Annotated in this window: 11 protein-coding genes and 1 riboswitch; all 11 genes read left to right on the forward strand. The window is 31.0% G+C overall.

Annotated features, from left to right (window positions below; translation table 11 throughout):
• Window positions 1–1275 carry an argininosuccinate synthase gene (locus VJ881_10385; GenBank protein HKL76457.1) on the forward strand — a complete coding sequence of 425 codons (1275 nt, stop codon included), beginning with the start codon at window positions 1–3 and terminating at the stop codon, window positions 1273–1275.
• A gap of 9 nt (window positions 1276–1284) precedes the next feature.
• On the forward strand, window positions 1285–2676 hold the full coding sequence (gene argH / locus VJ881_10390; protein HKL76458.1) for an argininosuccinate lyase: 1392 nt from the start codon (window positions 1285–1287) through the stop codon (window positions 2674–2676).
• Between the two features lie 38 nt (window positions 2677–2714).
• Window positions 2715–2833, forward strand: a riboswitch (molybdenum cofactor riboswitch).
• Between the two features lie 79 nt (window positions 2834–2912).
• Window positions 2913–3875: a tungstate ABC transporter substrate-binding protein WtpA gene (wtpA, locus tag VJ881_10395; protein ID HKL76459.1), complete on the forward strand. Its 963-nt coding sequence runs from the start codon at window positions 2913–2915 to the stop codon at window positions 3873–3875.
• 2 nt (window positions 3876–3877) lie between these two features.
• On the forward strand, window positions 3878–4678 hold the full coding sequence (locus VJ881_10400; GenBank protein HKL76460.1) for an ABC transporter permease: 801 nt from the start codon (window positions 3878–3880) through the stop codon (window positions 4676–4678).
• 1 nt (window position 4679) lies between these two features.
• Window positions 4680–5732, forward strand: coding sequence for a tungstate ABC transporter ATP-binding protein WtpC (gene wtpC, locus VJ881_10405; GenBank protein HKL76461.1), 1053 nt, complete (start codon window positions 4680–4682; stop codon window positions 5730–5732).
• A gap of 20 nt (window positions 5733–5752) precedes the next feature.
• Window positions 5753–6337 (forward strand): hypothetical protein, encoded by a 585-nt coding sequence (locus VJ881_10410; GenBank protein ID HKL76462.1) that lies wholly within the window; start codon window positions 5753–5755, stop codon window positions 6335–6337.
• Window positions 6338–6366: 29 nt separating this feature from the next.
• Window positions 6367–7653 carry a gephyrin-like molybdotransferase Glp gene (gene glp, locus VJ881_10415; GenBank protein ID HKL76463.1) on the forward strand — a complete coding sequence of 429 codons (1287 nt, stop codon included), beginning with the start codon at window positions 6367–6369 and terminating at the stop codon, window positions 7651–7653.
• Between the two features lie 14 nt (window positions 7654–7667).
• Complete coding sequence (locus VJ881_10420) at window positions 7668–9578, forward strand: molybdopterin biosynthesis protein (GenBank protein ID HKL76464.1); 1911 nt, start codon at window positions 7668–7670, stop codon at window positions 9576–9578.
• A 17-nt stretch (window positions 9579–9595) separates the two neighbouring features.
• Window positions 9596–10561 carry a GTP 3',8-cyclase MoaA gene (moaA, locus tag VJ881_10425; protein ID HKL76465.1) on the forward strand — a complete coding sequence of 322 codons (966 nt, stop codon included), beginning with the start codon at window positions 9596–9598 and terminating at the stop codon, window positions 10559–10561.
• A gap of 2 nt (window positions 10562–10563) precedes the next feature.
• Window positions 10564–11046: a cyclic pyranopterin monophosphate synthase MoaC gene (moaC, locus tag VJ881_10430; GenBank protein ID HKL76466.1), complete on the forward strand. Its 483-nt coding sequence runs from the start codon at window positions 10564–10566 to the stop codon at window positions 11044–11046.
• 36 nt (window positions 11047–11082) lie between these two features.
• On the forward strand, window positions 11083–11474 hold a 392-nt coding region (locus VJ881_10435; GenBank protein ID HKL76467.1), incomplete at its 3' end, for a MogA/MoaB family molybdenum cofactor biosynthesis protein.

An 11474-nucleotide genomic window follows, 5' to 3' on the forward strand; every position in this document is an offset into this window, starting at 1 on the left:
ATGGAAAATTCAAATAAAAAGATTGATAAAATTTTACTTGCTTATTCTGGAGGACTTGATACATCTGTAAGTATAAAATGGTTGGAAGAAAAATATGGGGCAGAAATTATAACATTTACAGCTGATTTAGGACAGGATGAAGATTGGTTACAGATAAAAGAAAAAGCTCTGGAAACAGGTGCTGAAAAGGCTTATATTGTTGATTTGAAAAAACAATTTCTGGAAAATTATGCTTTTAAAGGTTTGAAGGCCAATGCCCTTTATGAAGGTAAATATCCGCTGGCTACTGCTCTGGCACGTCCTCTTATTGCAAAAAAAATGGTGGAAGTAGCTAAAAAAGAAGGAGTTGATGCTCTAGCTCATGGCTGTACTGGAAAGGGAAATGATCAGGTTCGTTTTGAAGTTTCTTTTAAAGCTCTTGCCCCAGAATTAGAAATTATAGCTCCCTTGAGAGATTGGGGTTTTACAACAAGAGAAGAAGAAATAGAATATGCAGCTAAAAATGATATTAAAGTAAAAGCTACCAAAGAAAGTCCTTATAGTATAGATCAAAATATATGGGGCCTTAGTGTAGAGTGTGGAAAATTAGAAAATCCCTGGACTGAACCTCCTGCTGATGCCTATCAATGGACAAATGATATTAAGGATACTCCTGATGAATCAACTTATTTAACAATTGCTTTTAAAAATGGGAAACCAATTTCTTTAAATGGTACTGAAATGGATTCTGTAAAATTAGTAAGTGAATTGAATAAAATAGGATCTACTTATGGGATAGGTAGGATTGATATGGTAGAAGATAGACTTGTAGGAATTAAATCTCGTGAGATTTATGAAACTCCAGCTGGAGAGATTCTCTTAAAAGCCCATAGAGAGTTAGAATCTCTTACTTTAGATAAAGAAACTTTACAATATAAAGAAAATATCTCAAAAAAATATGCTGAACTTACTTATAATGGGCTCTGGTTTTCACCACTTAAAAAAGCTTTAGATTCTTTTATTGATAATACTCAAAAATCAGTGAATGGAGTTGTTAAATTAAAGTTAGAAAAAGGTAAGGCAGTAGTAGTTGGTAGAAAATCGAATAATTCTCTTTATCAATATGGTTTGGCCACTTATGACGAAAAAGATGCCTTTGATCACAATTCTGCCCCAGGTTTTATTAATCTCTGGGCTTTACCGGTTCAAGTAGCAAATCAGGTGAAAAATTCTAAAAATGAAGAAAAAAGTTGGTCAGATAATATTAAAAAATTAAAAATTACAGCAGAAAAATGAGGTGTTTAGATGAAATTGTGGGGAGGAAGATTTGAAGAAGAAACAGCTGAGTTAATGAAAAAATTTAATAATTCTCTTAATTTTGATATAAGATTATATAAATATGATGTTCAAGGTAGTATAGCCCATGTAAAAATGTTGTCAAAACAAAATATTATAAAAGAAGAAGAAAAAGAAAAAATAGTAAATGGATTAAAAAAAGTAAAAGATGATCTAAAAGAAGAAATAAAAAAAGATAAAATAAATTTAAATGAATCTGAAGATATTCATAGTTTAGTTGAAAAAAGATTAACTGAAAAAATTGGAGAATTAGCTGGGAAGATGCATACAGCTCGTAGTAGAAATGACCAGGTTGCTCTTGATATGAGATTGTTTTTGCGAAAAGAAGTTAATAATATAGAAAAGTTATTACAAAATTTAATGAGTACTATTCTTGAAATTGCAGATGAAAATTTAGAAGTCATTATGCCTGGTTATACTCATTTGCAGAGAGCTCAACCGATAACTTTTTCTCATCATTTTTTAGCTTATTATTTTAAATTAAAAAGAGATTATGAGCGATTAGAAGACAATTTAAAAAGAATTAATATAATGCCTTTAGGTTCTGGAGCTTTAGCTGGGAGCTCATTCCCTTTAGATAGGGAATGGGTTTCTTCAGAACTAGGTTTTAATAGACCGGCTTTTAATTCAATTGATGGAGTTAGTGACAGGGATTATATTGTAGAATTTTTAGCTATTGTTTCTAATATTATGATTCACCTCAGCAGTTTTAGTGAAGAAATTATTCTCTGGAATTCTAAAGAATTTAACTTTATTAGCCTGGCAGATAAATATACTACTGGCAGTAGTATTATGCCTCAAAAGAAAAATCCTGATTTAGCAGAACTTGTTAGAGGAAAAACAGGTATGACCTTTGGAAATCTTTTTCAGCTTATGACAACTTTAAAAGGACTTCCTTTAGCCTATAATAAAGATTTACAGGAAGATAAGGAAGGATTATTTAAAACCATAGATTCGCTAAAAGTAATACTTAAGCTTTATCCTAAAATGATTAAAACAATGGAAATAAATGAATCTGAAATGGAAAAAGCAGTAGGGAAAGGATTTTTAAATGCTACAGAGTTGGCAAATTATTTCACTAAAAAAGGAGTTCCATTTCGAAAAGCTCATGAAATGGTAGGGAAAGCAGTACTATACGCTCAAAAGGAATCTAAAGAACTTAATGATATTAGTTTATTAGAATGGAAAGAAATTTTTCCTGAAAAATTTGAACTATTTGATGAAGAATTAATTGGGATCCTTGATGTAAAAGAAAGCTTAAAAAATTATGATTCTTTAGGAGGCCCTGCTCCAAAAGAAGTAAAGAGAAGAATAGACTATGAAAGAAAGTTTTGGCTATAGTTTTACTTTTCTGAAAAAATAGGATATAATAAAACAAAATAAATATGAGTCTTCGAGCTTTAAAATCTAAGGTGTAAACTATGGTATTAAAGCCGATAGGGTCTGTTGGGAAACTGACTTTCCTCCCGGATTGGAAAGGAGACATGCTGCCGATGTCTCATACATCGGCATTTTTTATTTGTAATATTCTCTTCTTTCCTTTGAGACTCAAAAAACTCAAAGGGGGATTTTTAAAAATGAAAAAAGTGTTAGCGGTTTTATTGGTTTTGACTTTTAGTTTAGTTTTTGCTGGTAATAATGTTATGGCTGAGGAAGTTTCTGGAGAAATAGTGATTTTTCATGCTGGATCATTAAGTATTCCTTTTTCTGATATGGAAAAAGCTTTTGAAGAAAAATATCCTAAAGCTAATGTTGTAAGAGAATCAGCTGGTAGCAGAACTACAGCCAGAAAAGTTACTGATTTAGGTAGAAAGGCTGATATAGTAGCCTCAGCTGATTATACAGTTATTGAAAGTTTAATGATTCCTGATCATGCTGATTGGTACCTAAATTTTGCTACAAATGAGATGGCTATTATGTATACTGAACATTCTAAGTATAAGGATGAAATTAATAGTGAAAACTGGTATGAAATTTTACTACGTGATGATGTAGAATATGGTCATTCTGATCCAGATGCAGATCCCTGTGGTTATAGAAGCCAATTAGTCTGGAAACTAGCTGAATTACATTATAATGAAGAAAATCTTTATAATGATTTAAGTGAAAACTGTCCGCCAAAAAATGTAAGACCTAAAGAAACTGATTTACTTGCTTTATTAGAAGCAGGGGAACTGGATTACATATTTATTTATCGTTCAGTTGCAAAACAACATGGAGCTCCTTTTGTAATCCTTCCTGATAAAATTAACCTTAAAACAAATGAGTATGAAAATTTTTATGCAAATGCCAGTTTTGATGTTTCCGGACAGGAACCTGGCGAAACAATAACTAAGACTGGTAAACCAATGGTTTATGGAGTAACCATACCTCACAATCCGCCAAATAGAGAAGGAGCAATTGCCTTTATGAAGTTTTTAGCCGGCCCAGAGGGACAAAAAATAATGGAAAAAAATGGGCAGCCAGCTATTAGTCCACCTGTAGTTAGTGATATGGAAGCAATTCCGGAGGAAATAAAACCACTTGTTGAGGAAGAGTAAATATGATAAAGAAGTCTTTTTTCCACTTTACAATTACAATATTATCTTTAATATTAATATTTTTTGTGCTTGCCCCAATTTTCAAACTAGTTACAGGTAGCAGTGTAAATATGCTCTTAGATACAGTAAAAGAAAGAGAAGTATATAGTACAATTTTGAGAACATTTAGAGCCTCTTTAGTTGCTACTCTGGTTTCAATCTTTTTAGCAGTACCCCTGGCTTATTTTTTAGCCAGGGTAAATTTTCCCGGAAAAGTTTTTATTGAAGGAATAATGAATTTGCCTGTTATTATTCCCCATACTGCTGCTGGGATAGCCTTACTTACTGTATTTGGTAATAGGTTTTTTCTCGGTAAATTTTTTAGTAATTTTGGTTTGAGTTTTGTTGGTGAATTTGCAGGAATTGTGATTGCTATGATGTTTGTTAGTATGCCTTTTCTTCTAAATGATGCAGTTGAAGGTTTTAGAGCTATTGATCCCCGACTGGAAAAAGTCGCTCGAAGTTTGGGAGCTTCTCCTGCTCAAACTTTTTTCAAAATAGCACTTCCTCTTAATTTAAGTCATATAATTTCTGGTTCTCTTATGATGTGGGCTAGAGGTTTATCTGAATTTGGAGCAGTAGTAATATTAGCCTATCATCCAATGAGTGCCCCGGTTTTAATTTATGAAAGATTTGCCTCATTTGGTTTAAAGTATTCTCGCCCAATAGCTGCCATAATGGTTCTGGCTAGTTTAATAGTTTTCATTGTTCTCCGTCTTGTTAATGCTAAAATGAGTTCTGTTGAAGATAGGACTGAGGGATAAAATGCTAAAATTAGAAAATATAAAAAAAGAGTATGATGATTTTAAGGTAGAAAATATAAATTTAGAAATTGATAGTGGAGAATACTTTGTTATTCTGGGACCTACTGGAACCGGTAAAACTATTATTCTGGAAATAATAGCAGGTTTGATAAAAGAAGATAGAGGTTCTATATTTTTTAAAGATAAAAATATTACCAATTTTTCTCCAGAAGAAAGAAAGGTGGGAATGGTCTATCAGGATTATATGCTTTTTCCCCATCTAAATGTAAAAAATAATATAATTTTTGGTTTAAAGACTTCTAATAAATATAGTAAAGATGAAATAGAGAATAAATTACAGGAGATGCTAGAACTTTTTGGTATAGAAGACCTTTTAGCTAGAGATGTAAATACTTTAAGTGGTGGGGAAAAACAGAGGGTGGCCCTGGCCAGAGCTTTAATAACCTCTCCAGATGTTTTACTCTTAGATGAACCTTTAAGTGCGGTTGATCCAGCTACTGGCGAAAATTTAATAAATGAATTAAAAAAAATACATAATAAATTAGGAACAACAACTCTTCATGTAACTCATGATTTTGTTGAAGCTCTAGCTTTGGCAGATAGAATAGCAGTTATGAATAATGGTCAGATTGAACAAAAAGGTGAAACTGATCAAATATTTCAAAAACCTGCCTCAAATTTTGTAGCAGAATTTGTTGGAGTTAAAAACATTTATGAAGCCAGGGCTACTGATAAAGAGAATGAAGTATTAGTTAAAGGGAAAAATAAAAATCTTAAAATAACTATAATTGATAATATTGAGAATAAGGCAAACTTAACAATTAGACCTGAAGATATAATTATTTCTACTGAGATTTTTTCTTCTTCAGCCCGCAATTCATTTAAGGGAAAAGTTAAAATTATAAAAGATAGACTTAATTATTTGGAAGTAATTGTAGATATAGGCGTAGAAGTTGCTGTTCATATTACCAGACAATCTCTTAAAGAATTTGATTTAAAAAAAGGAAAAGAAGTTTATTTAACATTTAAAGCTTCAGCTGTTCATGTTTATTAATTAGACAGGGGGGGATTTATTTGGATAAAATAATTGTATCAGGCCAGTGCAGTAAAATTGGAAAAACTAAATTCATTGAAGAAACAATAAAGAATTTATGTGGTGAAATTTTTGCTTTTAAAGCTGCTGTCAGTGAAGATAAAGAAGATATGATAATAAGTGTTGAGGAAGATATAAAAAATAATGAGGAAAAAGATACAGGGCGTTATCTTAAGGCAGGAGCAAATAAAGCAGTTTATTTGAAATCAAATCTCAATAATTTAGCTAAAGGTATTGATAAAATAGAGGAAGATCTTGATGAAAACTACGATTATAAAATTTATGAGGGTAATAATATAATAGATTTTATAAATCCAACTTTAGTATTTTTCTTAAAAAATAATAATTTAGAGAAAAAATATTCTGCAGAAAAAGCTGCCAGAAAAGCAGATATTATTATTGATTACAGTAATGATAAAAGAGATATTATTTTTAATAAAGAAAGTATCATATGTTATAAGGCTCATCTTTTAGCAGATGTTCTGGGAGTTAGTGTTGGAAAAATAGGTAAGTTATTAAATGATGCAGATATAAAAATAAAAGGATGTCAATTAGGTTTATTTTAGCAAATTTATAGTTAATGGAGGATGAAAATATGTCAGAATTTCTAGATCTAAATAATCTTGAATCATTTTGGGATAAGATTAAAATTAATCTTAAAAACAAAAAATTTGAAAAAGAAAAAATTGCAATGGAAAATAGTCTTGGGAGAATTTGTGGAGAGAAAATACAAGCAAGAGAAAGTCTTCCTCCTTTTAGTAGATCTACAGTAGATGGCTTTGCTATTAAAGCCCGAGATAGTGCAGGAGCATCAGCTAATTTACCGACTTATTTTGAGGTTATTGGAGAAATTGAAATGGGTGAAGAAACTGAACTTGAAATTGAAGAAGGTGAGGCTGTAGCAATACCTACTGGTGGAATGCTTCCAAAAGGAGCAGATGCTGTATTAATGATTGAATATACTGAATATCTTGATGATAATACAATAGAAACTACAAAAGCTGTTGCTGCTGGAGAAAATGTAGTAGTTAAAGGTGAAGATATCGAAAAAGGTGAAACTTTGTTTACTGAAGGGCATAGAGTTAGACCTCGTGATATAGGGGCAATGGCAGGACTTGGTATTACGGAGATTGAGGTTTATAATAAGCCGGAAGTCGCTGTGATTTCTACTGGTGATGAACTTATAGAACCTGGTGAAAAGGCTGGCCCTGGGGAAATAAAAGATATTAATAGTTACTCTATTACATCTTTACTTAGTTCATATGGGGCAGAAACGAAAAGAGCAGGCATAATAAAAGATGAATTTGACTTGTTAAAAAATGCTGTTGAAAAAAATCTTAATTCAGATTTAGTTTTAATTTCTGGAGGTAGCTCAGTTGGCATAAAAGATATGACAATTAAAATTCTAGACTCAATTGGAGAACCTGGGGTTTTACTCCATGGTTTATCTATAAAACCAGGAAAGCCAACTATTCTGGCAATAATAGATGGAACACCTGTAATTGGACTTCCCGGTCACCCTGCTTCAGCCTGGACAGTAACCAGGATTCTTTTAAAACCTATAATTCAATTTTTATTAGGAGAAATTAAAGCTGAAGAGATAGGTAGAATTAATGAAAGTTCAACTGATAATAATTTTGACTATAGTTTTCAGGCAGAATTAACCAGAAATGTAGTTTCAGATAAAGGTAGAGAAGAGTATATACCTGTTCGTTTGTTTAGGGATAATGAAAAATTAATGGCTGAACCAATTTTAGGAAAATCAAGTCTTATTACAACCTTAGTAAGAGGAGATGCTTTAATTAGAATCGATACTTATGAAGAAGGAAAAAATAAAGGTGATAAAATAAAAGTTGAATTAATAGAACCTGAAATATATTAAAAGAAGGGGTTTTTATGAGAAAAATATATTTAAATAAAGTCTCATTAGCTGAAGCAAAACAGAAGTTTTTTGGTAAATTCCATAATTTAAGAACAGAAGCAGAAGAAATAGAAGTTGAAAAAACTATCGGTAGAGTTAGTTCTGAGGCAGTATATGCCAGACGTTCAGCTCCTAATTTTTATGCTTCTGCTATGGACGGTATTGCAGTCAAATCTGAAATTACTGCAGGAGCAAGTGAAAGAAATCCGGTAAAATTAAAAAAGGGGAAAGAAGCTGTATTTGTAGATACAGGTGATCCAGTACCTGATGATTTTGATGCAGTAATAAAAATTGAAAATGTAGTTGAAAATGAAGATATTTTTGAAATAGAAAAAGGAGTAAGTCCCTGGCATAATATTCGAAGTATAGGCGAAAGTGTTGTAAAAAGTCAAATGATCATTCCTTCAAATCATAAAATAAGAGATTTTGACCTTGGAGCTTTAATTGAAGCAGGTGTGAAAAAGATATCGGTTTATAAAAAACCAGAAGTTAAAATAATACCAACAGGTAATGAATTGGTAAAAGGTGATAGTGAATTAAAGAAAGGTCAATTAGTAGAATTTAATTCAAAAATGATAAAATCATCAATTACCAAATGGGGTGGCAGAGCAGGTACTACTGATATTATTCCTGATCAGAAAAAAATGATTCAAAAAAATATTGAAGAAGCTGTAAAAAATAATGATATAACAATTGTTTTAGCAGGCTCTTCAGCCGGGAAAGAAGATTATACGTTAAGAATTTTAGAAGAATTAGGAAGAGTTATAATTCATGGTGTAAATATTATGCCTGGAAAACCAGTGATACTTGCTGAAGTTAATAATAAACCAGTTATTGGTTTGCCTGGATATCCTCTTTCTGCCTTGCTTAATAATAATATATTTGTTAGAAAATTAATTTATTCTCTTCAGGGACTAAAAAGTCCTGAACTTCCAGAAATTGAAGCTAAAGTAAAAAGAAAAATCCCTTCTAATATTGGTTTGGAAGAATTTTTAAGAGTAAATTTAACTGAAATAAATGATGAGATTATTGCTGTCCCTAAAAAGAGAGGTTCAGCAGCTATGGAATCAATAGTTAAGGCAGATGGGATAATACGTATTTCAGAAAATAAAGAAGGTTTAAGTAAGAATGATAAAGCTCCAGTAATTTTATTGGAAGGAAAAGAAAAAATAAAAAACAATCTTTCTTTAATTGGAAGTCATGATTTAAGTCTTGATTTAATTCAGGATGAAATTCAAAAAAATATGAAAGATTTTTACTTAAATATACAATCTGTAGGTAGTATGGCAGGGTTGATGGCTCTTAAACGAGGTGAATGTCAATTGGCAGGAGCTCATCTACTTGATCCAGAAACTGGTAACTATAATTTAACTCATTTAAAAAGGATTTTCAAAGATAAAAAAATGGCATTAATCACTCTTGTTGAAAGACAACAGGGCTTTTATGTTAAAAAAGGAAACCCCAAAAATATAAATTCTATTTCTGATTTATTGGCAAAAGATATTTCTTTTATTAACAGACAGAGAGGTGCAGGAACAAGAGTTTTGTTTGATTATCTTTTAAATAAAAATGAAATAGAACCATCAGAAATAAATGGTTATGAACAGGAAGAATTCACTCATATTGCAGCTGCAATTGCAGTTGGTAGAGGTAGTGCTGATGCTGCGCTTGGAATTGAAGCAGCAGCTAAAGCAACTGAAGTAGATTTTATTCCAGTTACTGAAGAAAGATATGATTTAATATTATTTGAAGAAGATCTTCAGGACAAAAGAATTGAATATCTTATTTCTTTACTTAGAAATAAGGAAACACAGAAAAAGATAGAAAAATTAGGTGGATATAAAACTGAAAAAACTGGTAATATATCAATAGTTGGAAATAAATAAGATAGGATGGTGATCAGGTGGAAAAATTAGTAGATAACTGGGGAAGAAAAATAAATTATCTTCGAATTTCTGTTACTGATAGATGTAATTTGCGCTGTAAATATTGTATGCCTGAAGAAGGTATAGAAACAAAAAGTCATGAGGATATTTTAAGCTATGAACAAATTATTAAGATAGTTAAAATTGGTAAAGAATTGGGAATTAAAAATGTCAGAATAACAGGAGGAGAACCTCTTGTTAGACTTAACTTGGTAGAATTAATAGGCAGCTTAAATAAATTAAATTTAAATGATATAAGTTTAACAACAAATGGAGTTTTACTTGCAGAGAAAGCAAAAAAATTAAAAAAAGCTGGAATTGATAGAGTAAATATAAGTCTTGATTCTTTAAAAAAGGATAAGTATAAAGAAATTACTCGCCGGGATCAATATGATAAAGTAATAGCTGGTATTGAAGCTGCTCTTAAATATGAATTAAACCCAGTAAAATTGAATATGGTTGTTATGAAAGGTATTAATGATGATGAACTTATTGAATTTGCTAAACTTAGTATAGATAAACCTCTTCATGTCCGTTTTATAGAATATATGCCCCTTGGTAATGATATTAATGGCGCAGAGTATTATGAGATGAAAAAAGTTAAAAAGAAAATTGAAAATAAATTTGAGCTTATAAAGGCTGAAACTGAAGGTAATGGCCCTGCAAGATATTTTAAAATTTCAGGAAGCAAGGGTAGTATAGGATTTATAAGTCCAATGAGTGAGCATTTTTGTGCAGAATGCAATAGATTTCGCTTAACAGCAGATGGGAAATTTCGCCCCTGTCTTGCTCGTGATCTTGAAGTTGAGATTCCCAAAGATTTTAATAGAGAAAGTATAATCAAAGCTTATCAAGAAGCTCTATCTATTAAACCTATTAGTCATGATCTTAATTTTGCTGATAATAATGATAGAGATAGAACTATGTCACAGATTGGAGGTTAACAATGACAGATAAGTTTAGTCATATTGATGAAAAAGGAAAAGTAAAAATGGTAGATGTAAGTAAAAAGGATATTACTGAAAGAAAAGCAATTGCAGTTGGAGAAGTAAAAATGAAATCTTCAACTTTAGAAATGATAAAAAAAGGTGATATGAAAAAAGGAGCAGTTCTTGAGACAGCAAGAATATCCGGTATTATGGGAGTGAAAAAGACTCCTGATATTATTCCAATGTGCCATCCTCTTTTAATAAGTGGAATTGATTTAGAATTTAAGTTTAAGGATGAAAACAAAATAATAATTGAAGCGATAGTAAAGAACAGTGGAAAAACTGGGGTAGAAATGGAAGCATTAACAGGGGTAAGTATAGCAGCTCTTACTATTTATGATATGTGTAAAGCTGTTGATAAGTCAATGATTATTAATGATATTAAATTGGAATATAAATCTGGAGGTAAAAGTGGAGTTTATAAGAGAAAAAAAGATTAATAAGCTTAACTGAATATAATAAAGTAGGTGGAAATTATGATAAGATCAGTAATAATTACAGTAAGTGATAAAGGGTCTAAAGGTGAAAGAGAAGATAAAAGTGGACAGGTAATTAAAGAAATGATAACTGAAATTAATGGAGATATTGTTGATTATAAAATAATACCTGATGAAAGAGCTATAATTAAAGAAGAAATGAAAATTATAGCTGATAGTGACAAAGCCGATCTTGTCTTAACAACAGGAGGTACCGGTTTTGCTGAAAGAGATATAACACCTGAAGCAACAGCTGAAATAATTGAAAAAGAAGTTCCAGGTATACCTGAAAAAATGAGAATGGATACAGTGAAAATCACTCCAATGGCTGCTCTTTCCAGAGCAAAAGCTGGAATTAGAGGAAAAACATTAATTGTTAATTTACCTGGCAG

It is taken from the genome of Halanaerobiales bacterium (genome assembly GCA_035270125.1).
Classification (GTDB): Bacteria; Bacillota; Halanaerobiia; order Halanaerobiales; family DATFIM01; genus DATFIM01.